The sequence below is a fragment of the Enterobacter sp. MGH119 genome, assembly GCF_001037675.1.
Lineage (GTDB): Bacteria > Pseudomonadota > Gammaproteobacteria > Enterobacterales > Enterobacteriaceae > Enterobacter > Enterobacter hormaechei_C.
The window spans coordinates 51,091-76,319 of record NZ_KQ089930.1 but is presented as its reverse complement, the minus strand read 5'-3'; the positions used below and the strand labels follow the sequence as shown (position 1 = coordinate 76,319).

The 25,229-nt window shown below is 56.2% G+C and carries 24 protein-coding genes; 10 read left to right on the top strand and 14 right to left on the bottom strand.

Annotated elements, in window-relative coordinates:
* The 5 genes from SK53_RS11755 to SK53_RS11735 are packed head-to-tail and all read right to left on the bottom strand — an operon-like array spanning position 1 to position 6,497.
* On the bottom strand, positions 1-435 hold the full coding sequence (locus SK53_RS11755) for a globin family protein (RefSeq protein ID WP_048209493.1): 435 nt from the start codon (positions 433-435) through the stop codon (positions 1-3).
* Positions 432-1,826 carry a DUF3131 domain-containing protein gene (locus tag SK53_RS11750; protein WP_048209491.1) on the bottom strand — a complete coding sequence of 465 codons (1,395 nt, stop codon included), beginning with the start codon at positions 1,824-1,826 and terminating at the stop codon, positions 432-434. Before SK53_RS11750 ends, SK53_RS11755 begins: the two co-directional genes overlap by 4 nt.
* Positions 1,811-3,358 (bottom strand): DUF3131 domain-containing protein, encoded by a 1,548-nt coding sequence (locus SK53_RS11745; protein WP_048209488.1) that lies wholly within the window; start codon positions 3,356-3,358, stop codon positions 1,811-1,813. Before SK53_RS11745 ends, SK53_RS11750 begins: the two co-directional genes overlap by 16 nt.
* Positions 3,355-4,686: a DUF3131 domain-containing protein gene (locus SK53_RS11740; protein ID WP_003862249.1), complete on the bottom strand. Its 1,332-nt coding sequence runs from the start codon at positions 4,684-4,686 to the stop codon at positions 3,355-3,357. Before SK53_RS11740 ends, SK53_RS11745 begins: the two co-directional genes overlap by 4 nt.
* Positions 4,683-6,497 carry a glycosyltransferase family 2 protein gene (locus SK53_RS11735; protein WP_023323634.1) on the bottom strand — a complete coding sequence of 605 codons (1,815 nt, stop codon included), beginning with the start codon at positions 6,495-6,497 and terminating at the stop codon, positions 4,683-4,685. Before SK53_RS11735 ends, SK53_RS11740 begins: the two co-directional genes overlap by 4 nt.
* 282 nt (positions 6,498-6,779) lie before the next feature.
* Between SK53_RS11735 and opgC the strand changes: the two genes are divergently transcribed.
* The 5 genes from opgC to SK53_RS11710 are packed head-to-tail and all read left to right on the top strand — an operon-like array spanning position 6,780 to position 10,885.
* On the top strand, positions 6,780-7,997 hold the full coding sequence (gene opgC / locus SK53_RS11730) for an OpgC domain-containing protein (RefSeq protein ID WP_003862253.1): 1,218 nt from the start codon (positions 6,780-6,782) through the stop codon (positions 7,995-7,997).
* A 10-nt stretch (positions 7,998-8,007) separates the two neighbouring features.
* Positions 8,008-8,907, top strand: coding sequence for a hypothetical protein (locus SK53_RS11725; protein WP_048209486.1), 900 nt, complete (start codon positions 8,008-8,010; stop codon positions 8,905-8,907).
* 8 nt (positions 8,908-8,915) lie between these two features.
* Positions 8,916-10,130 carry a PP2C family protein-serine/threonine phosphatase gene (locus SK53_RS11720; protein WP_032609966.1) on the top strand — a complete coding sequence of 405 codons (1,215 nt, stop codon included), beginning with the start codon at positions 8,916-8,918 and terminating at the stop codon, positions 10,128-10,130.
* Entirely contained in the window at positions 10,120-10,458 is a 339-nt protein-coding gene (locus SK53_RS11715) for an STAS domain-containing protein (protein WP_003862258.1), read from the top strand. The genes SK53_RS11720 and SK53_RS11715 overlap by 11 nt, the downstream gene beginning before the upstream one ends.
* A gap of 7 nt (positions 10,459-10,465) precedes the next feature.
* Positions 10,466-10,885 (top strand): ATP-binding protein, encoded by a 420-nt coding sequence (locus SK53_RS11710; RefSeq protein WP_022651685.1) that lies wholly within the window; start codon positions 10,466-10,468, stop codon positions 10,883-10,885.
* Positions 10,886-10,985: 100 nt separating this feature from the next.
* Here the strand turns inward: SK53_RS11710 and SK53_RS11705 are convergent, their stop codons facing one another.
* The 6 genes from SK53_RS11705 to SK53_RS11680 form a co-directional block, all read right to left on the bottom strand.
* Positions 10,986-12,161, bottom strand: a complete 1,176-nt coding sequence (locus SK53_RS11705) for a cupin domain-containing protein (RefSeq protein WP_048209485.1) — start codon at positions 12,159-12,161, stop codon at positions 10,986-10,988.
* Between the two features lie 11 nt (positions 12,162-12,172).
* Positions 12,173-12,964, bottom strand: a complete 792-nt coding sequence (locus SK53_RS11700; protein WP_048209482.1) for an HpcH/HpaI aldolase family protein — start codon at positions 12,962-12,964, stop codon at positions 12,173-12,175.
* The gene (locus SK53_RS11695; protein ID WP_003862268.1) at positions 12,946-13,689 is read right to left on the bottom strand and encodes an alpha/beta fold hydrolase; all 744 of its coding nucleotides are present in this window, start codon (positions 13,687-13,689) and stop codon (positions 12,946-12,948) included. The genes SK53_RS11700 and SK53_RS11695 overlap by 19 nt, the downstream gene beginning before the upstream one ends.
* 8 nt (positions 13,690-13,697) lie before the next feature.
* Positions 13,698-14,462 carry an SDR family NAD(P)-dependent oxidoreductase gene (locus tag SK53_RS11690; RefSeq protein ID WP_003862271.1) on the bottom strand — a complete coding sequence of 255 codons (765 nt, stop codon included), beginning with the start codon at positions 14,460-14,462 and terminating at the stop codon, positions 13,698-13,700.
* Between the two features lie 3 nt (positions 14,463-14,465).
* On the bottom strand, positions 14,466-15,788 hold the full coding sequence (hisD, locus tag SK53_RS11685; RefSeq protein ID WP_003862272.1) for a histidinol dehydrogenase: 1,323 nt from the start codon (positions 15,786-15,788) through the stop codon (positions 14,466-14,468).
* Positions 15,789-15,863: 75 nt separating this feature from the next.
* Positions 15,864-17,102: an MFS transporter gene (locus SK53_RS11680; protein WP_003862274.1), complete on the bottom strand. Its 1,239-nt coding sequence runs from the start codon at positions 17,100-17,102 to the stop codon at positions 15,864-15,866.
* A gap of 308 nt (positions 17,103-17,410) precedes the next feature.
* Between SK53_RS11680 and SK53_RS11675 the strand changes: the two genes are divergently transcribed.
* From SK53_RS11675 to SK53_RS11655, 5 genes are all read left to right on the top strand, one after another.
* Positions 17,411-18,481: a LacI family DNA-binding transcriptional regulator gene (locus SK53_RS11675; RefSeq protein WP_003862277.1), complete on the top strand. Its 1,071-nt coding sequence runs from the start codon at positions 17,411-17,413 to the stop codon at positions 18,479-18,481.
* Positions 18,478-19,449, top strand: coding sequence for a nuclear transport factor 2 family protein (locus SK53_RS11670; protein ID WP_015571630.1), 972 nt, complete (start codon positions 18,478-18,480; stop codon positions 19,447-19,449). The genes SK53_RS11675 and SK53_RS11670 overlap by 4 nt, the downstream gene beginning before the upstream one ends.
* A gap of 105 nt (positions 19,450-19,554) precedes the next feature.
* Positions 19,555-20,697, top strand: a complete 1,143-nt coding sequence (locus tag SK53_RS11665; protein ID WP_032659993.1) for a nuclear transport factor 2 family protein — start codon at positions 19,555-19,557, stop codon at positions 20,695-20,697.
* Complete coding sequence (gene hisD, locus SK53_RS11660; RefSeq protein WP_022651679.1) at positions 20,698-21,993, top strand: histidinol dehydrogenase; 1,296 nt, start codon at positions 20,698-20,700, stop codon at positions 21,991-21,993.
* A 54-nt stretch (positions 21,994-22,047) separates the two neighbouring features.
* Positions 22,048-23,358 carry an amidase family protein gene (locus SK53_RS11655; RefSeq protein WP_048209479.1) on the top strand — a complete coding sequence of 437 codons (1,311 nt, stop codon included), beginning with the start codon at positions 22,048-22,050 and terminating at the stop codon, positions 23,356-23,358.
* A 230-nt stretch (positions 23,359-23,588) separates the two neighbouring features.
* On the opposite strand, the gene SK53_RS11650 is transcribed toward SK53_RS11655, so the two are convergent.
* Genes SK53_RS11650 through SK53_RS11640 form a run of 3 tightly spaced genes read right to left on the bottom strand, consistent with a single transcriptional unit; the run spans position 23,589 to position 25,226 of the window.
* Positions 23,589-24,761 carry an Arm DNA-binding domain-containing protein gene (locus tag SK53_RS11650; protein ID WP_048209477.1) on the bottom strand — a complete coding sequence of 391 codons (1,173 nt, stop codon included), beginning with the start codon at positions 24,759-24,761 and terminating at the stop codon, positions 23,589-23,591.
* Complete coding sequence (locus SK53_RS23935) at positions 24,716-24,925, bottom strand: hypothetical protein (protein WP_048209475.1); 210 nt, start codon at positions 24,923-24,925, stop codon at positions 24,716-24,718. The genes SK53_RS11650 and SK53_RS23935 overlap by 46 nt, the downstream gene beginning before the upstream one ends.
* The gene (locus SK53_RS11640) at positions 24,915-25,226 is read right to left on the bottom strand and encodes a hypothetical protein (protein WP_048209474.1); all 312 of its coding nucleotides are present in this window, start codon (positions 25,224-25,226) and stop codon (positions 24,915-24,917) included. The genes SK53_RS23935 and SK53_RS11640 overlap by 11 nt, the downstream gene beginning before the upstream one ends.
* Positions 25,227-25,229: the final 3 nt, after the last annotated feature.

The following is a 25,229-nucleotide window of genomic DNA, read 5'->3' as shown; positions in this document are numbered from 1 at the left end:
TTACTCACCTCTGGCCTTATAGTGCAGCTCCGCCTGGCGGCGCAGAAACTCCAGCCCGGGGGCAATTGCCATCGCCCAGGCTGTGAGGATCTCTTCATCGCAAAGTGGATCGCAGGCGCGCACGGTCCTGAGCATTGCCTCCCGCCAGAGGCCGAAAAATCGCGGTGGCAGGCCTAGTCCTTCATCACTCTGCTCCCGCGCCAGGCGTTCCAGAAAATCGGGTACAAACAGCGCACCGTCAACGGCAAGCATGGCGAAAAAGCTCTTGAAGATCGTCTGCTGGCCATCTCCGCCCTGGTCCCGGGCAAAGTGCTGTTCTGTCTCCGGTGACATATGGATAAACGTTTCCCAGAACGTTTCAAAAAAGTGCCGTTTATCATTCTCCGGCAGGACGCGGTTCAGGCTGGCGTCAAAGAGATCGCGATAAAATTTCATGGTGCGGCCCTCAAGGCACGTTCGCCGGGCAGACAGAGGCCGGGCGGATTGAAAGGATCCGACGTGCGGCGTGCAAAATAGCCATCATTCTTCACAAGGCCGTTTTCAAACAGCGGTCCGGCGTTGTGTTTGTACAGCAGCGCTTCCAGCACCATGGCGTTCGTCGAGAGGGTTAGCGTCGGGTTGATATCGCCGGTGGCCTCAACGCGGCCCTCAAACCAGCCCTGTTGCGGGTTATTCAGGTGTCGGGTTATAGCCATCAGGGCATCGGTATATTCGTTTTCCCACAGCGTCCAGAGCATGAAGACCGCTTTGGTGGTCACCTGTGCCAGCCGGGGATAGCTTTTACCGTCATCGCCCAACGTATTCCAGGCGTAACCATTCCCCCAGACGGTGTCCTCGACGTGCCATGGCGCCTGAGAGAGGTAAAAATCGGCGCGTGCGGTGAGTATGCCGTCGTGCTCCCAGCGCGTTTTTTGGCTGAGCCATACTCCTTCGGCCCGGGCGCGCAGCCTTTTTTGAATATCGACGGCCACTCCGGGGGCCTGCCAGCCAAACTCCAGACCCGGGAGCATCGCGGGGAGGGTGGAGAGCAGCGATGGCTGCCAGGTTGTTCTTGGATCGCGCGCGTCAACGGCGAGGCTGCGCTGGTACATGATGACGTTCTGGGAAGGCGGGGAAAATGCCTTGCCCGCCGGGAATCCCCACAGCCGAAACGCGCTGGCGGCATATTCGCTTTCACCCAGCCGCAGTTCGTCGCGTACCAACAGCTGTTCGTTCTGCTCGGACGCAGACCACAGCTCCCCGTCTTTATCCATCACCGGACAAAAATTCCAGCGCAGGATGATTTTTTCCAGATATTCGCGGTACTCAGGTGCTCGCTCGGCAGTGAGACGCAGGGCCAGCATCAGCCGCGCCATATCTTTCGCCGACCATCCGCGCTGCGCCGGTTTTCCTGTGAAATCGATGGGCGTGGCCGTACGGCTGGAATAGAGTCTGCCTGGCGTGCGGGTTTCGGTCAGCGTCAGGCGATTGAGTGTTCCGAGCAGGCGCGTCAGCCGTGCATCAAACTCGGCCGCCTGGATCAGACCCAGCTCGCGGGCTGCCAGCAGGGCGATAAGCGTATCGCCCATTTGCCACAGCGTAACGCGTGGCTGTTTATCGCTACCGTTGACCAGCCCTGTCTGAGGTTGGGTGTTATTCTCAAAATAGCGCCAGGCGATACCCGCCCACTCCCGTTCCTGTGGGGTCAGGCTACTGATGCGAGCGGTGGTGTGCCAGCCGCCTTTGGTCAGCCAGCGCCACCCTGCGCTTTCGCAGCTGAACAGGGCGAAGGCGATAATAAGAATGAGGACGGCGGCAGCCAGCCAGCGGGCTAAGGTCTTAAGCATTGTGCGGTCACCGGCGGCAGTTTCACAGGCTCGTCCGTATTACAGGTAGCACATTGACAGGCCTGGCAAGCGGGTTTGGTGCGCAGAGTGGTCCCGGTTTGTTCACACCATGTCTTCACTGCGGGCGTACTGTTCAGGAATGGACGGTTGCGCGAGGCATTATTAGGCTCAAAGAGATCCACCAGCTTTTTTTCCCACAGGGAAGGGGCAAAGTGGGGATCTTTGGGATTATCGCTGTTGAACTGCAACAGCTTGCCCTCTTTTTTGAACAGCAATGCTTCAAGCATGATGCCGTTGTTATTGGCCGTGAATTCTTTGATGGGGCCGTCGCCGTTTTCGTACAGCCCTTCATAGTAGCCTTTGCCCGCCTCGTTGGCGTTTTCAATGGCGTCCAGCAGGCGGTCGGTATAAGGCGAATTCCAGAGAACCCACATCCCGAGCGCCGCTTTCAGAGAGACGGCGGCCGTATTGGGAACGTACACGCCTTTATCGGTGATGGTGTTCCAGTTGAAGCCGTCGCTAAAGACGGTGTCGTAGACGAAGTAGGGTGACTGATCGAGTTGATGCTCAGAGCGAGCAGATAAAATACCGGTGATGGCGTAGCGATTCTCCTGCGCCTGGTAAACCCTGTCGGCGAAGTTTTTCATCCACGGATGGGTGTAGTCACGCGGGCTGTTTTCCCTGTCCGTCGGTTTGTCGAAACCAAATTCGAGGCCGTAAAGCACATAGGATTCGGTTACGACGTAATTATGCTGGCTGGTAAGGCGCGGATCGCGCGAGTCATAAGGCACCATTACGCAGTAGATCTCAGCCAGCTCGTAGGGCTGAGGCTGGCTGGCCTGACAGGTGCCAAAGCCCCACAGCGCAAAGCCCGCTGCACCATACTCTTCGTAGCCCAGCCGCCCCTCCTGCACGTACTTTGGCTGGCCATTTTCCAGGTAGGCTCCGTACATCATTCCACAGGGGTTGATGACGTTGGTGAAGTTCCATCCCAGCAGCACGTTATCAATGCTGTTGCCGTATTCCGGATAGCGCTCCTTAATGACCTTCAGCCAGATCAACATCCTGCCGATGTCCAGCGCCGAGAAGCCAATCTCGCCAGGTTTGTTCTGGTAGTTAACCTTCTGACCTGTGATGGTGTTATAGGCTTTATTGGGCAGTTCGTTGCGGAATAAATCCAGTTTGTTCAGGGTAGCGAGTAATTTCAGCATTCTGCGATCGAACTCAGCTTTATCAATAATCCCCAGCTCCCTTGCGGCCGTCATCGCGGCCATATAAGAGGCGCTGTCCCACATAGTGGTTGAGGGGTATTTATTAACGGCATTTACCAGGCCGGTTGTGGGCTGATAGTTAGCAACGAAATATTGCCAGGCGTTTTTGGCAATAGCCATCTCGCGAGGCGTGAGTTCGCCGCTACGCGGTGGGTAATCAGAAGCGGGAAGTCCAGCCGCTGCCTGTGCCGCAGAGAGTGAGAGCCAGCACGCCACAAGCCCGGCCAGAAGAGGAAAAAAGAGTATTGATTTCAGCTTCATGGCTTCGCTCCTGCTGAAGAGGTTTGGGGAGTGGCGGGGCCAGGGCAGGCCAGACAAAGCATCTGACCGTGCGCAATGTACGCCAGGCTTTCGAGGACGACCGCATTGGTATCGGCATCAACGATCTCGTTCACGCTGCTGTTGAGGTTAAGCCCGCGCTGCCAGCCCTTGCCTGGTACCTGTAGCTTTTGCACCTGCTGGCGCAGTGCTTCGCTCCAGCCGTTGCGGAACAGGGCGTACCAGGCAAAGGCGGTGCGGGTCGAAGTCATCGCCGTTTGCTCCGGCGTGGCGTCAAGCAGAGCGCTATTTTGCAGCGGCTGGCGATTGGGCAGATCGTTGACGTAATCCGGCGCGGGCTCGGCGTAATCGGTGCTGATCGGCGGCTTGCGGACCCGAAGGCTATGTCGACGCTGTTGGATCTGCATTATGCGCCATGTGATTTCTGCGCTCTGCGCATCAAAACCCAGCTCAAGCCCCGTTAATAAATAGGGAAGGCTGATAAGCGAAGGTTGGCGACCCCACGGCGTGCGCAGCCCCTCGTCGGGCACCATTATTCCGTCGATGTCGATCATCTGCTGCCCTTCTGGTGGATTCGTCACTGCCAGTCCCGCCGCGCTGTCGATCAGCCGAAGCGTATGGCTTGCATAAAGACGATAGCCGAAGCTGTTTCTCGGCTCGTCCGTCGCCAGCGCCCAATGGTGGAGCGGGACCGCGGCCTGGCTGGTGGTGTTATTGGCAATCAGGGCGCCCATCTTCCAGCGATCGAGCAGATTGCGTACGGCGCCAGCGTGCTGAGGATAACGCCACAGCAGCGTTTGCAGGGCGTTAAGCAGGCGGCCCATGCCGATAGCCGAGGCGTCCGGTTTGCCCAGGGTCTCAAGTGTGTCGGCATGGTAATAGGCGGCGGGCAGCCCCTGAGGATTGAGTGGAAGGCTTGCGAGGGCCGCCAGTGCGGCCGCGATGCGTTCATCAAACTCCTCGGAAGTAAGAACGTTGAGCTGCCTGGCGGCTGCAACCGCAAAAAGATAGCTGCCGGTGCTCCACAGGCTGAGCCAGGGTTCGCCGTCGTGCGCGTTGGCCAGGCCATTCGGCTGCGTGTTGTTCACATAATATTGCCAGGCCACCCGCGCCCAGATGGCTTCTTCGAATGTCAGTTCACGCGGAGCGGGCAAGGGTGGGAAATCGTTACTCAGCGATATCCCTGCGCTGCTCTCAACGCGTGTCGGCATCTGTTTTTCAACCCAGACGACAATAGCGAATCCCAGCAGAAAGCCGAGCAGAATGGTGAGGTAGCTGCGGGCTGACAAAAGTGCGTCGCGTTTTCTCATTCGCTCACCTCTTCTTCAGCCGGAGTCCACATGGCGGCGAAGATCAGCGGCAGCATGGCGGCAATGTTGACTGCACCCCAGAAGATATTGATAACGTAGCCGGACGGATCGTCAACCTGCCCACGTGCAACCTGAATACCGCCCCAAATCAGCCCCGCCAGCGTGAGCACGACGATGGCGATTTGCGGTTTCACCAGGTATAGAAACCGTCCCGTCTGCCTCTCTTTGGGGGTAACGTGGAATTTGATCTGCTCTCCGCGCAGGACTGTGTTGAGCGCGCGCAAATTCATGGAGAAGAATGAGAGATACGATGCTCTGCCATCCCAGGCTGATATTCCCCAGGTGCCGAACATAAACGCCAGCTCCGAAACAATAAAAAAGGGCAAAAAATGAAGATAAAAGGGTTCAGACCAGGCTGATACAGGCGGAATGCCGGTAAACAGGTAAACAATGGGCGATATCAGGAAAACAGTGTTCCACACGCAGGCCAGATAGGACCAGAAGGTGGTGGCGTACATCAGCGTTTGCGGCAAAGAGAGCTTAAAACGGCGGCGGCTGAAAATATTGTCATGGAACAGAATATCCAGTGAACCCGCGGCATATTTGAAGCGCTGGATCATCCACGTCAGCATATCCTGCGGTGAGAGCATTTTCGATTCGATCCGCGGGTGCATTACCGAGCGCCAGCGGCGGGCGGCATCGCCGTGGAGCAGGATGGAGGTATAAATATCTTCTGAAACGTGAAATTTATAGGGCGTGAGTTCCGTGTCGAAGGCCACGTGGGGACGCATGGCGTCCTGAAGGGTTTCACGCATGACGGGATCGCGAATGTCCCGCGTGTGGCGATCGATCTCTTCTTCTATCGTCCAGACGTAGCTGCGCAGCGCTGCCTGCATTACCGCTTCGCGCCTGTGTACAGAGGCCGCACCGCAGCAGAAGGCGGCGTTGGCCCAGTTTCGCCGTCGCAGAATGACGTCATAAAACATGCGCGGATCGTTAAAAAAGGGATCGCGGCCGATGGTTACTGGCCCGATGAACTTCTGGGCGAGCCATCCCAGCCCGTATCCCGTTTTGCCCGCTTTTCGCCCAAGCCAGCGCGCGAGGTTTTCCCCCTCCGGCAGGTCGAAGAACCACTGCGGTGTCTGAACCCAGGCCACGTCAGGGTCACGAAAGTAGCCCAGCGTGTGGCTGAGCAGAGTGGGGAAGACCCGGGTATCGGCATCGCAAATGATCAGGAAATCACCGTCGGTTTGCTCAAGTCCGTTTCGCAAGTTACCGGCCTTAAAGCCAATATTGGTCTGGCGGGAGATGTAGTTTGCGCCTTCCTGATCGCAGACGGCTTTCATCTCCGGACGCCGGCCATCATCGAGCACGTGCACCTTGTAGTCCAGCGGGCCGGGGTAATCCATCTTCATGGCGTCCCGAATTGAAAGCCTGACCAGCTCAACATCTTCTGAATAGGTTGCGATAAAAAGATCGACCTTGATGGGTCTTGAGGCTTCCGCGTCTTCGGAGCGCAGGCAATCATTGATCTCAATCGGGGGCGGATTTTGCGGCGGATCGTCTTCTTTCCACAGGTTTATGGTGAATAGCACTGTGCCGATCCAGGCCAGGGTTTCAGCCAGCACCAATGGAATGGCATACCACAGCGCGTCGGTATTTAAGGAAGCTGTCCAGCGCCAGTAAATATAATTAGCGCCTAAAATCAGCGAGGCAACCGCCAATACCTGCCATGTTAACATGACCCATCGCGGTGTCTTAAGCGGTTCAGGCGGCTGGCGATGTTCAAAACGGGTAAAATAAAAATCCATAGAGAAGGATATCCTGTTTCCACGATAGTTATTAATAACAGACCCGTTACTGACAGGGAGCGCAAAACGGAAAATAACGTCCGTAAACAAAAAGTAAAGTAAGTGTAGATGGCGGAGGAAATAATTCCAGAGAGGTTAAAACTCGATTGTTTACACGCGCTAAAATAACTGTTAACTACGCTTAATGATATTTGAAGCGTTATCAAAAATTGCCAGATGCTTTTGTTTACGCTATCTAAATAAAATACAAGAAACTTTTTAGCATGGAGAACGCGACGCCCCATGAGCCAGATTGCGCCTGTGCTTATAAATAAAGACGTTGAAAAACCAACGACATGGCGTTACATCGCGTCGGATAAACGTGATTTACGTATTGATTTTATGCGCGGTATCGCCTTAGTGATGATGGTGGTGGCGCACACGGAAGTGATGTCGATATTTAATATATTTACCTGGGAAAGGTTTGGTCTGGTCACCGGCGCTGAGGGTTTTGTGATCCTTTCAGGATTTATGCTGGGAATGTTAAACCGTGTAAGATTGCAAAAAGCAGTATTGTTGACTATATCCTGGGGACTTTATCTGCGTGCATGGAAAATATATCGGATAAATATCATCATTATTCTTTCATTTTTACTGTTAGGATATCTGCCGTTTATTAACGTCTTTGAGGTGACCCATTTTACCGATCGTTACTCAGGTACAACCTGGTCACTGTATCCGGTGACGCCGCAAATTAAAGAAACCTGGTTTAACATTGTCCTCTACCTGCAAATTGGCCCTCATCAAACGCAAATCCTTGGGCTCTATATTTTTCTTCTGCTGTTAAGCCCCCTGTTTTTGGGGATGCTCCAGAAAGGATACGTCTACTGGCTGCTGGGTTTATCGTTGCTCGTCTACGGCGGCTGGCAGATGTGGCCGGTACGCGCTACGCCGTCTCAGTTTGAATTCGCGTTTCCGCTGCTGGCCTGGCAGTTTATTTTCGTGCTGGGTATGTGCAGCGGTTGGTACAAAGAGGATTTGATCTCTTTTGCCCGTACGCCCGCCGGTAAGGTCGTGCTCGTGGCGCTGGTGATAATTGCGCTGCTTCTTGGCTTTATCGCCCAGAACCATACCAACCCGTTTATGCCGCCCGCACTGCTAATGCACAGCCTCTCGCCGGAGGACTTCAACGCTTTTTATCATACCTGGGCGGCAAAAAATGGCCTTGGGCCCGTCAGGGTACTTAACGATATCTGTCTGATGGTGACCGTCTATTTGGTGCTGACCTGGTGCTGGCTGCCCCTGTATCGCCTCGCAGGCTGGTTTCTTATCCCGCTGGGTCAACATTCGCTTTATACCTTTATTTTGCATGTCTACGTCGTATTTCTGGTAAGCCAGTTCGTCACGTTCGATCTGTGGCGCCAGGACTGGATAGTGAATACCTTCATTCACGCTGCGGCGCTGGGCGTGCTGTGGCTGATGGCGAAATATAACGTCGCCGCGCGCTGGATACCTAACTAAGGAAGGGCTGATGCGGGATAAATTTTTGCTGACCTGCGCACTGCTGTGCGTTGCCACTGGCGCAGAGTCGGCGCCGAAGGACGATGCGGATTCACTACGTGACAAGAACGGCGAGCCGGTGCAGGCTGGCGTGTTCACCAGCCGCTGGGGTCGCCTGTTCTCCGGTAATGAAGACGTCTTCTCTGGCGCGCTGAGCTTTAGTTCGGGACTAAAAGAGCAGTGGATGACTATTCCTAACAGCTCGGACACCGCAGAGCAGAAACGTAAATACAACCAGACGCTTAATCTCAGCCTGCAATACTCACCCTACAGTTACTGGTTTGCGAACGTGACATCGCGTTTGCCGGTGACGGACACCAGCCGCTACACGGCCGATTTTCGTTACAGTTTTGGCTATGATGACTGGCATGCCAACACTTTCAGCCTGGTGTACAGCAATTACGGGGATAACCGCTTCTGGACGTCAGGAAACCGTCGCCACACCTATTTTGAGCAGGGGGCCGTGACGCTGGCGTATAAATTTTCACTGCCGAAACCGATAGAGAATACGCTCCTGTTTAACAAAGGCGACTCTATCATTTGCCAGATGGGCTACAGCTGGGTTCCGCGTTATTACGATCTGGACAGCAACGATATCCGCAAAAACAAGAACGTGGTATTGGGCGGGTGTGGTTATACCTTGAAGCAGCACTTCTTCGTGCGCGCCACGGCGTTCTGGTTTCCGGACAGCAGCCAGCAACAGCCCTGGAACGGCGACTACAGCTATAGTTTTGGCTATGCGGGTTATACGCCAGGTTCATTCTCTGTTCAGTATGCTAACTACTCCGGCACCCGTTACCCCGGTCACCAGAGCGGCAGCGGTAAATTCCGGGAAGGCACCGTCAGCGTCATCTGGTTCTTACCGCTTTAGGAGGGCGTATGTTGTCACAGCACGTCCTGATAGTTGAAGACTCACTGGTTTATCGTCGCCTGCTTAGCCGAATGCTGACGCAGTGGGGGTATACCGTCTACGAGGCGGAGAACGGCGTTGCCGCGCTTGAGATCCTCGAAAACCAGCCAGTCAGCCTGGTGATCAGCGACTGGGATATGCCGGAAATGGATGGCCTGACGTTGTGCCGGGAGGTTCGCAGCCGTCAGTTCGGACATTATGTTTATTTAATTTTGCTTACCGCACGCGAAGAGCCGGGCGATCTGACGGTGGGGTTTGACGCCGGTGCGGATGATTTTCTCAACAAGCCGGTCGAGCAGAGTGAGCTACGGGCGCGATTGCACGCGGGGGCACGGGTTCTGTCCCTTGAGGCCACGCTTGCTACGCGTAATGCACGCCTCAGTGAGGCGTTAAGGCAGATAGAGCAAGACCTTGAAGTGGCGGCGCGGATCCAGCAGTCGGTTCTGCCTGCGCATCAGTTGCGTTACCGGGATTACTTTGCAGACTGGATTTTTTTGCCGTCAGCCTGGGTGTCCGGCGATATTTTCAATGTCTTCCCGCTGGACAATCACCTGGGATTCTACTGTGTAGATGTGTCGGGGCACGGCGTTGGTGCGGCGATGATGTCACTTGCCGTGGCCCGTCAGTTTCTGCATGGCAGGGCGGTAGAGCGTTTTCTGTTTGCAGACGATAGCGACGTTGCCTCCCCTGCGGAAGTCGTTCGGATCCTGAATGGTCGCTTTTGCAGCGAAGAGGTTGAGATAATGAGTTATTTCACCATGATTTACGGTGTTATCGACCTGACAACAGGTGAAGGCAAGCTTTGCCAGGCCGGGCATCCTACGCCGTTCATTGTGAACCCTGGCGGCGAGGTCAGGACGGTAGGTGAAGGCGGCGCGCCGGTAGGATTGATGCCGGATCTCAGCTGGTCAGACGTAAGCTTCTCGCTGGCGCCGGGTGAGCGCCTCTGCCTGTTTAGCGATGGCATCACCGAGTGTGAAAATCCTGACAACGAACAGTTTGGTCAGGCTCGTTTGCAGCGTCGGCTTCAGGATGACGCCACGCTCGCACTGGAACGGCTCTTACCGCAGTTTGCGCAGCATCTTATACGCTGGCGCAGCGGAAAATACCGTGAACAGCAGGCCATGGCGGACGATGTTTCCTTATTAGTGATTGAGCGTACAGGAGTAAACGATGAACATTGATACAGACCGACTGGACGACGTAAACATTATGACGCCTTCGGTGCGCCGACTGGACGCCTCGGTGGCGGCGGTATTTAAGGAAGCTATTGCCCGGGAGATTGGGGTGGATCGTAAAGCCCTGATAGTCGATTTCAGCAAAATCGATTTTATCGACAGCAGCGGCCTTGGCGCACTGGTTTCCCTGCTGAAGATGATGAATGGTAAAGGTGAAATGATGCTGTGTGCGCTGAACCCCGGTATACGCAACATGTTCACCCTGACCCGTATGGATCGCATATTTCGCATTTGCCCGGATCGCGCTACGGCACTTTCGCATCTAAATCAGTGAGTTGACTGTGGCTAACGACATTACTTTTCCCGCCACGTTAACCTCCGTCTCGCCGCTTGCGGCATGGCTTGAGCGTCAGATGGCTTCGCTGTCCGTTAGCGATGACTGGCGCTTTGCGCTCGATCTCGCCGCCTGTGAAACGGCTACCAACATTATTCGTCATGCGCTACATGAGGATCCGGAACGTTGCTTCACCGTGGAGTTCATCGTTACCGTCTCGGACGCGGCGCTGCGTTTTACGGACGATGGCGATAAATTTCCCGCTGAACGTCTCGCGGCGGTGCGTGACGACGCGACGTTCGATGCCTCTCTTTTGGCTGAAAGCGGCAGAGGACTGAAACTCATTTTGTTGTATGTGGATAATTTCACGGTAGAAAATATTGCAGGGAAAAATATCACCGTTCTGGAGAAGAGGATGGTCGGATAATTGTGACGTTTAAGAAGGTCCGATCAGGGCTGTATGTGGGTATTCACAATGGCGCAGTGATCAATCTGCGCCAGTATCGTGATGACGAGCACAAGCCCAGTCAGGCCTCCGCCAGCCATTTTGCCAGTATCGCACCGGCCCGACGGGCCGTGGCTGGCAGGATGTCGGCATCCGCCACGTAGCCATCAGGATCGATACAGCGATTGTGTTCTCTCGCCTCGTGCAGGATCGCCTCGTCCCAGTAGAGGCGCTTACGCTGATCGCCCCGGGTCGTCAGAATAAACTCCACATTGCCATCAACCGCGCGGTAGCGGCGCCAGCTGTTTGCCGGAATGGAGATCACCGAACGTTCCGGGGCGATAATGCTGACTTCCTTACCCGCCTCGTTCCAGGTCACCTCCAGCTGGCCTTTAAAGACCATGATCACCTGAATATCCGGGCAGAGATGGCGACCGACAATGTGGTCGTCAGCAAGACGCAACCATTCGACGGAAAAACCGTGCGGGCTCAGGATAGCGGGAGCGGAATCCCGATCCTGTGAAATGCCGAAACCGATAACCGGCGCAATTTCGCCGCCGTGTCCCGGCAGCACCGAATCCAGCAGTCCCTGTGCTGACCAGCGGCGGTCATCGCCGGTTACCGCACGCTGGCGCATCTCCTCAACGCTGTAGTCACGCAGACCGGCAATATATTGCTCTGACAGCGGCGTCAGCAGCGCGGCGGGATCGGGCGTTGGCTCACCTGGCTCCTGCGCAATCAGCATATTATCCTTGCTGAGATACATACCGTACTCGCTGGCGGCCGCCAGCACTGACGGGTGCCAGATGATGCCGCCCGTGTTGTCCCCGCCGAGCACGGTAAATACCATGCCGCAGGTATCTTCTTTACTGACGTTGGTGAAACCGCGGAAGATCCAGGTCGGTATTGAGAGGATGGTGGGCGCGCTAAATTCAGCTTCATGCTCGCCGTTGGCGCCCCAGCGAAAACGCCACGTCCCTTCATGGATCAGGAACACTTCTGCGGTGAAATGCAGATGCAGGTTATTCGTCACCCCTTTTGGCATAGCCGCCGCGCCAATGTTAAAGCCGTGCGGCTCGGGAATATTGACGACCTGCTCGCTGGACTGGGTTACACCCGGGCCGATGAAGGAATAGTTTTGTTTGAGATGCGAGCCGGGCAGCTTGCAATCAATAAAAGCAAGATTGCAGGAGACCATATCGTCGGGGGCGATTAACCGTGTTCGTGCCTGGCTCTGGGTAAGATGGATAGTTTTCATCATTTCTCCTTTTAATAACCGGATGCACCGGTGGTAGGGATGGCGTTGCCGCGGGCGAGGGCAATGGCTTCACGTGAGGCGCGACCCAGCTGCATAACGTCGTTTGCAGGGGTAACAAACTGGAAACCCTGAGCAATACGCGCTGCCGCGGCCGCGCCGGAAGTGCAGAAAATACCGGCAATCTTTTGCTGCTGGCGGCAGCAGTGAATCACCCGCTCAATAGCAGCAAGCATTTCGGGATGTTGGGATTCGGCGCTGGCACTGCCGGTCAGCGTCAGCGAGAGATCGTTGGGGCCAATAAACACACCGTCCAGCCCTTCGGTATCAAGGATGGCGTCAAGATCCGCCAGCCCTTGGCGGGTTTCGATCATTGCCAGCGTCAGGATCTCGTCGTTGGCGTGCTGTGGATAATCGCTGCCGCCATAGAGTAGACCTCTGGCCGGACCAAAGGAGCGAACCCCCAGCGGTGGATAGCGACAGGCCGCGACAAAACGGCGAGCCTGTTCCGCGCTGGAGATCATCGGGCAGATTACGCCGTAGGCTCCTGCGTCTAATACGCGCATGATTTGCGCCGGATCGTTATCTGCCACCCGCACCAGCGGCACGGCATGCGTGGCCGATAGCGCCTGTAGCATCGACAACGCGCTGGCAAAATCAATCATGCCGTGCTGCAAATCGACGGTGACGGCGTCGTAACCCTGATGGCCCATAATTTCCGCGCTATACCCGGAGGGGATTGCCAGCCAGCCGTTAACGATCGGGGTATTTTCCAGAAATGCGGTCTTTAAACTGTTTTTGCGCACTGTATGCACTCCGTTATCCACTGACGCAGCAGCGGCGCGATCTCATCCGGGGTTTCCAGCGGAATAAAATGCCCGCCAGCCTCCACCGTATGCCTGGTCACGTTCGCATTGCCTGCTGCCAGTAGTTGATGATGATGAGGCGTGCAGATAACGTCCTGCGCGCCGTTTAGAAGTAATGTGGGGCAGGCGAGGGCGTTAAACGCAGTCCGGTTGTCCTGCCGGTGAATGGCCATTTCCGTTTGCCCGGCAAAGGTCTCAATGCCGCACTCTTGCGCCATTCGGCAAATAGTCTCTTGCAGGATCCGATCGGACAGACGTGACGGGGCGACATAGCTCTGCCACAGCGAGGAGACCAGCCAGTCGGCCAGGCCCCGCGCCTGTGCGGTGTGTACCGCTTCCCGGCGTGAAGCGAGGGTGTCTGGCGCAACGGGCAACGGATTAACGGAAATCAGCGTCAGCCCGTTCACTCTTTCTGGCGCGTCGGCGGCCATTTGCAGCGCGACAATCGCGCCGAGCGAAAAGCCCGCCAGCAGAAAGCGCGGCGGCAGAACCTTTAATAACCGCCGTGACGCCTGCGGCGCGGACTCTGCGCCCGTCAGCGTGATGCACAGCACCGCTGAGATGTTCAGCCTTTCAATAAGGGGCTGCCAGAGCCGGGCGTTACACAGGGTGCCACCAAGCAGCACCAGCGGTAGATCGGTATTGTCCAGAAGCGGATATTCCATTGCATCCCTCACGTAGCCGTCCAGCCGCCGTCAACCATCAGGGCGCTGCCGGTGATCAGCCCGGCGGCCTCAGAGGCGAGGAACACTACCGGCCCCATAATGTCCTCCAGCCTGCCTGGCCGGCGCAGCTTGATATTGTCCAGCACGTAGTGGCGGAACGCCGGATCGGCAAGCGACGAACGCGTCAGGTCGGTTTCAATGAAGGTCGGGCACAGCGTATTGACGCGGATCCCCGCATCGCCCAGCTCCAGCGCCATCGTTCGGGTTAACCCTTCAAGCGCGAATTTGGAGGCACAGTACACGCTACGCTCGGGGCCGCCAACGTGTCCCATTTGCGATGAGATGTGAATAATCGATCCCCCCTTACCGCCCGCCCGCATTCTGCGCGCCACGCGCTGGCTGACAAAAAAGGTGGCGCGCAGGTTAAGCGCCATCACCGCATCGAAATTTTCCTCGTTTACCTCAAGAAACGGCTGGTGGCGGGCCAGCCCGGCACTGTTCACCAGAATGTCGGGCGTGGGCAACGTCGCCAGCACACGCTCCACCTCCTGAGCGTCGGTAATATCCAGTTCCAGCGGGTGGAATGCGAGGCTGTGTTCCGCTGCCAGACCTGCGGCATGCGCAAGCGCCTCGCGGCCCCGGGCGGCAATCCAGACCTCTGCCCCTGCCTGTGCGAGGGCGACGGCGGCAGCGAAGCCAATCCCTCTTGACCCGCCGGTCACCAGCGCGCGTTTGCCGTGCAGGGTGAAAGAGGGCGTTTGCAAAAGCGTCATGGCTTACACCTTTTCCCTGACCGGGGCCGGTGTGGCGTAGGGAACTTCCGTCTGGCCATAACGGCGCACGCGAATATTGGCCTGCTCGGCATGTCCGGCGAACCCCTCCAGGAGCGACAGACGCGAACAATAGCTGCCGATTTCGGCGGTGGCTTCGTCGCTGAGGACTTTCTGGAAGGTGCAGGTTTTCATGAACTTGCCCACCCACAGGCCGCCGGTATAACGTGCGGCTTTCTGCGTGGGCAGGGTGTGGTTGGTGCCGATCACCTTATCGCCGTAGGCCACGTTAGTACGTGGTCCAAGGAACAGCGCGCCGTAATTGGTCAGGTTAGCCAGGAACCAGTCGTCCCGGTCGGTCATCACCTGAACATGTTCGGAAGCGATACGATCTGCCTCCAGCAGCATCTCATCGTAGCTGTCGCAGACGATGATTTCCCCGTAGTCCTGCCACGACTGGCGGGCAATGTCGGCGGTAGGGAGCTTTTCCAGCAGCCGTTCCACTTCGCTGAGCGTCTCTTTGGCAAGCTGGAGCGAGTTCGTCAGCAGGATGGCAGGGGTGGTGACGCCGTGTTCGGCCTGGCCCAGCAGATCCGTGGCGCACATTTCCGCGTCAACCGTGTCATCGGCAATCACCAGCGTTTCCGTCGGACCGGCAAACAGATCGATACCTACCCGGCCGAACAGCTGTCGTTTGGCCTCCGCGACGAAGGCGTTACCGGGGCCGACCAGCATGTCGACCGGTGCCAGCGAGTCCGTGCCCAGCGCCATGGCGCCTATCGCCTGAATGCCACCAAGGGCATAGATTTCCGTTGCGCCAGCCATTTTTTGCGCCGCGACGATCGCCGGGGCGGGCTGACCGTTAAACGGCGGGGCACAGCTGATAATTCTTGAGCATCCCGCCACGCTGGCGGTGATGATCGACATGTGCGCGGAGGCGAGCAGGGGATATTTTCCGCCAGGCACGTAACATCCCACGGCGTTAATCGGAATATTTTTATGCCCGAGAATAACGCCGGGACGCGTTTCAATTTCCAGGTCCCGCAGACATTCTTTCTGCGCGCGGGCAAAATTCGCGACCTGCTGTTGGGCGAATTCAATATCCTGAATATCCTGACGGCTTAACTGTTTTATGCAGCGGTCAATCTCCGCGGACGTCAGACGATAATCCTGACGGTCATAACGATCGAATTTAATGGATAATTCGCGAATGGCTTTATTTCCGCGTTTTTCAATATCCGCAAGTATTTGTTCAACCGTTTCTCTTATTTGCTGGTTGGCTTGCTGGCGCTCTTCGGTAGATTTACCGGTTTTTAATTTCCAGGACACTCGCTTCTCCTTACCTTTTTCAGATGTCAGTTGTCCTCCCGGCGAGCCGGGAAAGGGTATTTACTTCAGAAAGGGTTATTGATCCGGCGCGGCAGCGTACGCACCGTTTTTTAATAATTGGGCTGAGGTTTGCGATTTACGGGCATATACCCATCGAGCGGACAGCGGCGTGGCAATAGCGGCCACAACGGAAAGGGCGGCAATCAATATATAACCGGACGACAGGTTAATATGTTGCATCATTACGCCCATCATTACCGGCCCGACAAACATGCCGCAGGAATAAATGGTCTGGAATAGCCCCATTCGCGTGGATTGTTCATCAGACGAGGTATTCACTACGCTGAGCGACATGAATGCTGCAAAGGCCATACCGAACGAGAACCCCGCCAGCGCCTGCCACAGGTAAATAACATAGATATTGCTGGTGAAGGGAATGCCGAAAGTGGATATCACCTGTAAAACGATGCCGAGCACGGCGGTTTTTACCAGCCCAAGGCGCTGATAAAACACCGAGCTGCACAGGGCGATGGCCAGCCCGTAAAAAAGAAGGTGAATGTTACCCAGCAGCGCGAGGATCCCCGCCCGGGCGCCAAGCTGCTCGGCATAGACCGGCGTCAGCGTGTCGCGGGTGGCGAAGGGCACCAGAATGACGACGGTCGCCAGAATGCCAATCAGCCAGACGGAACGGTCGGCCAGCTGCTGGCGCGCGCCGGTAATGCAGGCTTTAAGCGTGGGGGCCTGAACCGGGTCGTGCACGTCCTGAATGCGGGTCGTCAGGATCAACGCCACCAGGGCGGAGATGCAGGAGACAAAAAAGGCGATGTTATTGGCGAAATAGTGAATCAGCACCGCGCCAATACAGTTGCCGAGAAACACGCCGATGGGCCCTGCAAGCGCCAGCAGCGCGACGGCGGCAGGGGCTTCGTTGCGACCGAAGTAACGCATGAACAGGATGTTGTACAGCACCCAGGTCGCCGCCGTGACGCCGTCTGCCGCTTTCGCCAGATACAGCGTAATGGCATTGGGTTCAAGCCAGGCAATCGGCCAGGCGATAATTGGCAGCAGCAGGCCAATCTGGATGAAGATCCTGCGGCTTTTAACCACGTCGGAAATAATGCCTAACGGGAAGCGTATCAGAAGGGTTGCCAGACCAGACGCGCCCATAATGATGCCCATGATCTGTGGCTCAATGCCCTGGTTGATCATCATGGGGGCCAGGAATGCATCAATGCTATGGATGCAGATAAAGAACAGGATGCTGATGATAAAAAAGAGCCGGGCTTCCCGACGGCGTAACAGTGCTTGAAACATGGTTTTGAACCTCTTGAGAATTAATGGGTTATAACCAGTCAGGGACGACGTTTACCGGTTCAATCCTTTGGGCGACTCCTGTTCTCTCCGGTACCATTGACGGTATGAAAACTCTTTGCATACGTATTCAAGATTTGAAGTTACGAAAAGGTTTCATGTTTGTAAAGTGATCTCGATCTTGTTGTGAGAATTTTAATTTTTTGTGTTGCATACGCATGCAAAGGTGGTGTAAGTATAAAAAACACCCACTTGCTGAGGCGTTTGAAGCACGCGCAAATGGGCAGGACGTTGATAAGGAATCAGGGGTAATGAAACGTAAGACTTTTGCAGCAGTCACATCCCAACAGGTCGCTCAGCTGGCGGGGGTATCGCAATCTGCGGTGTCGCGAACGTTCACGCCGGGGGCGAGCATTTCGCCGGCAACGCGTGAAAAAGTGCTGAAGGCAGCGCGCGAGCTGGGTTATCGCCCGAATGCGATCGCCCGTTCGCTCAACACGGCTCGTTCGCGCATTATCGGTGTCGTCATTTCTTACTTTGATAACCCCTTTTACTCGCAGGTGCTGGAGGCGCTGGCGCAAAAGCTGGATACGCTGAACTATCACCTGCTGCTGTTCGTTGGCGACCGGGAGGGCAACGTTGACCGTATTTTTGACCAGATTATGCAGTACCGGGTGGATGGTATTGTGCTGGCCTCGGTGACGCTGTCGCTGGAGTTATCTGAAGAGTGCCTTGCCGCCGGGATCCCGGTAGTGCTGTTTAACCGCAGCGAAGAGAGTGGCATGGCCTCCAGCGTCAACAGTAATAACGAAGCGGCCGCGCGGCAGATTGCCGAGTTTCTGCTGGCGGGGGAGCACAAGCGTTTTGCCTACGTGGGCGGCGTGGCCGATTCCCCGGTCAATATTGCCCGCCAGCGCGGGTTCATCTCCACGCTGGAAGAACATGGCATCACCGATGTGCGGGTGGTGCACGGGAATTACGACGCTCAGCAAACCACCCGGGCAGCCTATACCCTGTTTTCGACGTCCCCCGCGCCGGATGCGGTCTTTGTCGCCAACGATCATATGGCCGTCACGGTAATGGATGTGGCGCGCTATGAGTTTGGTTTGCGCATTCCGGAGGAGGTCTCCGTTGTCGGGTATGACGACATTGGCCCTTCCGGCTGGCCCTCTTATGCGTTGACCTCGGCGTCGCAGCCGGTCGGCGCGATGGTGGATGCCACGGTGGAACTGTTAATGAAACAAATTGACAGCGGAACCATAGAGCCTGAACAGATTACGGTGCCCGGTACGCTGGTGATACGCCACTCGGCGCGTCGCCCACGCAGCGGCGTTATCGAAACCAATGGTTTAACGCTATTCCAGTCTAAGGAGCGCACATGACCAGATTGCGGGGCTTCAGCCCTCAATTCGACTCTATCCAGCAGTTCATTTTGACGCTGACGCACGTGGTGTGGGAGCAGAAAGATATCGGCCAGCTGGCGGATTTTTACGCCACGCCAGTGGTTTTCACTACCCCCGAAAAACAGCTGCATGAGCTTTCCCAGTTTATGCGCCTGACGCTTGAGGCGATGCACAGCTTCCCGCAGCGAGCGGTGCTGACGGAGGATATTCTGTGCAGCCAGAACCCGGGGGATGAGTACTATGCGGCGCAGCGTACCGTAGCCCGCATTCAGCATCAGGGGGAGGGATTTTTTGGCCCGCCGACGGGGAAAAATGTCTGGGTCCGCACCTGGGCCGATCGCATTTGTGTTGATGGTGCCGTACGCCAGGAGTGGCTGCTTCAGGATCGTGCCGCGATTGTGGCGCAACTGGGGCTGGATGTCCGCGACTTTGCTTTTAACCTGGCGACCATGCGCCAGCAGCTTGGGCTGGAATCTGTGTCTGCTGAGACGCTGGACGCCCGCTGGGCGGGCGGGCCCGAGGGCGACGACGTGGAAGGGGCGCTGGCCGGGGTCGTTGAGCGCTACTTAACGATGTGGGCGGGCGGTAACAGCGGCGTGGTGCCCGGTCTCTATCACCCGGCGGCGACGCTGTACGCGCCGGGGCACTGCCTCTGCACCGGCGAACAGGAAATTGGCGCACAGCTTTCCGGTTATCGCGCTTCATTTGCCGACAGCGAAACGCAACTTCATCACCTGATTGTGCGTAAAGATCCTAATGAGCCGATTCGACTTTCATTGCGCTGGTCGTTGTTAACCTGGCATGACGGTTACGGCAAATTTGGTGCGCCGACCCGTAAACCCATATCAATTACCGGTATCAGCCAGCTTGAATTACGTGATGGTTTAATTTTCCGTGAATACCTGGGGATCGATGAATTAGCGATTTGGTCGCAAATATTTAATTAATGGGGCGGCAGCCCCCTTATTCCGGCTGCAAATATTAACCGTGTTTAATTCACCCTCACTTACGGGTGCGGGTTCTTATTGTCTGAAAACAGAGCAGGAGTTTATATGTCTTCCACCGAAGCAACAAATAAAGCACCAGCCGTACCCGAAAAAAGCAGCGTGAAATCGCTGAAAGAGGAACCTGTATTACAGGTGGAGCGTCGTGATTTTGTCGATCTGGTACCGGAAAAAAGACCGCGTGTGCAATCATTACGCGGCTTTGATGACTGCTATACCGATATTGTCGATTATATCGTTCGCTGCACCCATAAAATATGGGACGAGCGCGATGTCGGCTTAATTTATTCTCACTATACCCATAACTGCGTGCTGTATAACGCGCTGGGGACACTCTATAACCGTGAACAGGTGGTACAGGATACGCTGCAACGCTTAATTGCCTTCCCGGAACGGCGCGGAATGGCAACCCAGGTTATCTGGAACGGAAATGATGTTGACGGTTTTTATACCTCTCACCTGGTGACGGGAAGCGGGCGGCATACCCAGCACAGCCATTTAGGCAAGCCGACCAACCGCTCCTTCGTTACCCGGACCGTGGCGGATTGCATGATCCACGAGAATAAAATTTATCGGGAGTGGGTGGTCAGCGACAACATGTCGTTAATGAAACAGCTTGGCCTGAACACCGATCAAATCGCATTTAATATGGCAAAAGAGCAGTTCGATAAAGGCTTCCGCGTGATGGACATCGGCGAAAACGGCCGCATGCTGGGGCAATATCCGCCGGAGATGGAGTGCGATGTATCCATTGCGCACACTGATACTGAGGAGCAGTGCCTGCGTTGGCTGCATGAGATCTACAACCGCCGGATGTTTGGCAAGATCAAAGAAGTGTATGCGCCTAACGTACAGTGGCACGGTCCGCTGATGAAAGAGCTGTACGGCACCGCGGCGGTAACCCATCAGACGCTGGCGCTGGTGGGGATGATCCCTGACGGCGCGTGGCTGCCGCAGCATATTTGTTCCAACCCGTGCGATGAAGGCGGCGTCAAAGTGGCCGTTCGCTGGATCATCGAAGGGCATCACCTGGGTTACGGCGAACTGGGCAAGCCGACCGGAGAACGACTGTTTGTGATGGGCATGTCGCACTACCACATCGTCAACGGAAAAATTGTTGATGAGTGGGTGGTTTACGACCATCTGGCGCTGTTGGCGCAGATCAAACTCGGCCAGATGGAGGACGCGTAAATGTTAAATAAGGTGAGCTGGATTAAGCGCCCGCAGGGGCAGGATGCGCAGGCCGATCGTTCCCTGACGGAGAAGGTCAGCGCCATTATCGAGCGCGTGAAAACCGAAGGCGATACGGCGCTAAGAGCCTTTTCGCAGCAGTTTGATAAGGTCGTGCCCGCGCAGTTTGAGGTGAGCGAGCAGGAGATCGCCGAAGCACTGGAGGGGATGGATGCCCAGACGCGCCGCGACAGTGAGTTTGCGATTAATCAGGTGCGTCGTTTTGCGCAGGCGCAGCTGGCGACCATGCAGCCGCTGGAGGTAGAGACGCTGCCTGGCGTGCATCTCGGTCACCGGATCATCCCGGTGCAGACGGTGGGCTGCTACGTGCCGGGCGGTCGGTATCCGATTCTCTCCGCTCCCGTGATGTCGATTGTTCCTGCGACGGTGGCGGGTTGTGAACAGATTATCGCCTGTCTGCCCCCGGGCGCCCATCCGGCGATGATTGCAGTTTGCCATCTGGCAGGCGCGCACCGCATTTTCAAAGTTGGCGGCGCGCAGGCCATTGCGGCTATGGCCTGGGGAACGGAGAGCATTCCGTCGGTGGACAAAATCGTTGGGCCAGGCAACGCCTTCGTTAATGAAGCGAAACGCCAGGTTTTTGGTCGGGTCGGCATTGATGCCCTCGCCGGGCCGAGCGAGATTTTCACTATCGCGGACGACAGCGCCGACCCGCGCATTCTGGCCGCCGATATGCTGGCGCAGGCAGAGCACGATATTCATACCCGCGTCGGGCTGGCGACAACCAGCCGGGATATCGCTGAGCGTACCCTGGCGGAGGTTGAGCGTCAGCTCGCCAGCCTGCCAACGGCGGCAACGGCGGGGGAGGCGTGGCGCCGGCAGGGTGAGATTGTGCTCTGCGAAGATGAAGCGCAGCTGATTGCTTTTGCTGACCATATGGCGACGGAGCATTTGCAGGTGCATACCCGCGATCCGCACGCGACGGCGGCGAAGATCCGCAACTATGGCTCGCTGTTTATTGGTCAGAACGCCAGTGTGGTGTTCTCTGATAAATGCTGCGGCACCAACCACACGTTACCGACGATGGCGGCGGCACGCTATACCGGCGGTCTGTGGGTTGGCGCGTACGTCAAAATCTGTACCCATCAGTGGATTGACGAGCAGGGTATCCCGGCAATCGCAGAACCGGCGATCCGCCAGAGCCGTACCGAGGGGATGCAGGGGCACCGACGGGCGGCGGAAATTCGTCTGCGTCCGCAGGACATTGATGCCATTACTACCGGCATGCGGGACTAAAACGTATCCCGGGCAGCCTTCTGCCCGGTTTTCATCACGAGAGAGCCTGAGACTATGAAGCGCCTGATACCGCCAGACGACTGCCCGGAGGAAATTGCCCACCGTATCGACGTCATACAGCAGCACCGGGCGCTCAACGCGATCCTCGGGGTTAACCCTGACGCTATGTCTCAGGCGGAACAGCATCAGCAGCAGCGTCGACGTGGAGAACCGATCGGCCCCCTGCACGGCGTGCCGCTGATCGTCAAAGATAATATTGCCTGCGCGCCGATGCCCATTACTCTTGGCTGCCGGGCGCTGGCCTCACTTAACGCGACAGCGGATGCACGGGTGGTGCAGCGATTGCGCAGCGCGGGGGCGATTATTCTCGCCAGGGCCAATATGTCCGAGTTCGCGTTCGATGTGCGCTCGCGAAGCTCGCTGGGGGGCGATGTGGCGAATCCACTTTGCCCGACACTCACCGCCGGAGGTTCCAGCGGAGGATGCGCTGCGGCCGTGGCGGCGGGAATGGCGGATGGCGCATTGGGTACCGATACCGGCGGCTCTATCCGCATTCCCTGTAGCTATACCGGGCTGGTGGGGCTACGGCCTGCCTTTCGCCGTTCACAGCTTAACGGTGTGGCGCCGCTCTCGCCCAGCAAAGATACCGTTGGGCCAATGGTACATAGCGTTGAAGATGCCGCCTTGCTGCATGCGGTGATCCATGGCCTGCCGCCGGTTGCGCTTCCTGTGCGTTCGCTGAAAGGCGTTCGCTTTGGTGTGGTAACCGCGTTACAGGGAGAGGATGAGGTACAGCTGGAGGTCTGGCAGTCGGCGCTGCACACGTTGCGCCGTGCCGGAGCGACGCTGGTGGAGGTTTCACTCCCTTTCCTTGAAGAGGTGAGGCAGGCCACCTGCCTCAGTCTGTATGAATTTCGCGTGGCGATTGACGACTGGCTTAGCAAACAGCCTGGCGCTCCCTCCGGACTGACGAGCATTGTGGACTCCGGCGCTTTCCTGCCGGAGTTTGCGCCGTTTCTACGTCAGATGCTGGCGAGTAACACGCTGAAAACCCCGCTCTGGCTGGCGGGGCGTCGCTTTCAGCGCCTGTTGCGGCAGAACCTTTGCCAGGTGGCGGAGGCGCAGCGCATCGACGGATTTGTGTATCCCACCGTACAACGATTACCAGAAAGTATGGCGAAGATGCCGCCAGGCTGCGCGCCGGAACTGGCCGCCATCAGCGGCCTGCCTGCCATTACGTTGCCCTGTGGCGTAAGCCGTATCGGTCTGCCGGTGGGGATGGAGATGTTATCGGTGCAGGAGGATGAGGCGGCACTGATGGTGCTGGCGCTGGCGTGTGAGGGGGCGCTGGGCGAGAAGGGATAGATACAAAAAAGCCCGCAGGGCTTGTGCCGTGCGGGCTTTCTGTACTTCACCGGACATATCCGTATCATTATTTGGTGGGCTGGCGGGAGTTGAACTCGCGTCCGAAATATATTTAACTCATTGAAAATAAACAATTCTACTGCTGCTATATACCTCAAGTGCATTTTACGTGCATATTGAGGTCTTTCTAACGTCCTGATTCCGTCCAACATTTTGAAATATTCACCCCGCTACAGAGCGGCTGAAATCGCGGTTTTACCGTCATATTCTGCCAGGTATTTACCGTAATTGCGGAATATCATTTCAGGCCCCTTATGGCCCATCTGCCCGGCAAGCCAGAAGAGGTTCACGCCCTGGCTAATATGCTTGGTGGCGAAAGTGTGTCGCGTCTGGTATGGGTTACGGTAGCGCACACCAGCTTTTTTCAGGGTCGGCACCCATGCTTTTTTACGAATAGCGTCAGCGTTCGCCCAAGGCTCTCCCGTTTTCGGGTCGCTAAATATAAATTCGCTTTTCAAAAAGGTGTATTGTTTCTGCGCCTGCAAAGCTGCCAGCGCCTCACTGTTCAGCTCCACCTTACGTGTACCGGCTTTTGTTTTGGTACCTTTAAGTACCCCTACGACACTGGCAGCTTTTACGTGAGCTGTGTTTGCTATCGTGTCGAGATCAGGCCAGCGTAGCGCGCACAGCTCGGAACTCCGCAGGCCTGTATTGAAGGCGAAGCGGAACAGGTTTTCCCATTCCGGATATCTGCAACCCTTGTAAATCGCGAGGGTTTCCGCTGGCGTAAATGGATCAACCTCATAATCGTCGGCGCTTGGGCTGCTGTCGATCACATGGTATCGGCTGGCGCTGACAAGGGTTACCGGGTTAATGGTCAGCAGGCCATCCGTGACCGCTTCATCGATGGCGCTGCGCAGAAACGAAAGGTTATTTCTTGTAGTTTTCAGCTTTGTTTTCCGGCTGGCTATCCAGTTTTTAAGAACCGCTGGTGTCAGCTCTGACACATGGAGCTTATGCAGAGCTGACAACGCCGACAGGCATTTTTCATAACCTTTAATAGTCGACGGAGAAAGGTTGCGGTTCTGGCAGATTTTAAGGTACTCGTCCAGATAGGACTTTATATTTTTGGTTTTTTTCACTACCCCGAACAGCTCCAGTTTTTTTGAGGTGGGGAAGTATTTCGCATAATCGAATGTGCCGCCGGCAATCTGGTTCTGTATCTCCCCCAGCAGGCGCTCGGCATACTTCACGCCGCGCGCGTTTGCTTCCATTCTGGAAAGGGGCTCCCGGCAGAGAACCCCCTTGTAGGTGAATGTGATCACCAGGGTATCGCCAGTTTTATGCTGGCGAATGGTTACTCCTCTTGGGAGAGATAATGATCCTTGTTCTTTCTTGCCCACTTCGAAACCTCCGTTAAGTCTATCCAGCGCTCTTTAACGCCATCGACTTTTAATACATGGACACCCTCTTTCCATAACCCCCTTTGTATCCGTTTGTTAACGGCTTCAACCGTTTCTCCGGCGTTCCGGCAGTAGGTTGAAAGTGGTACGCAATCAAGACTCATGACCGACCTCCCGCCCAAATGCCTGGGCATTTTCCAGTTCATTTGCCGCATAGATAAGTGCGTTGTGGTGCGCTCTAAAACCGCCATCAAGTTCGCTGGCCGCTCTCTTGCGCAGAATGTCGATCGCATCCTGATAGTCATTCTGGTAATCGGCGGAAAAGTCCGCCGAACTGTCCGGCATTACACCCAGCACCATCAACATATTTTCCGGGTCGATGGGGATGGTGGTAAGCCCCAACTGCTTGGCCTCCGTTGCTAGACGGGTCCAACGCTTAATAATTTCTAAAACTGGCTTATTCATGGA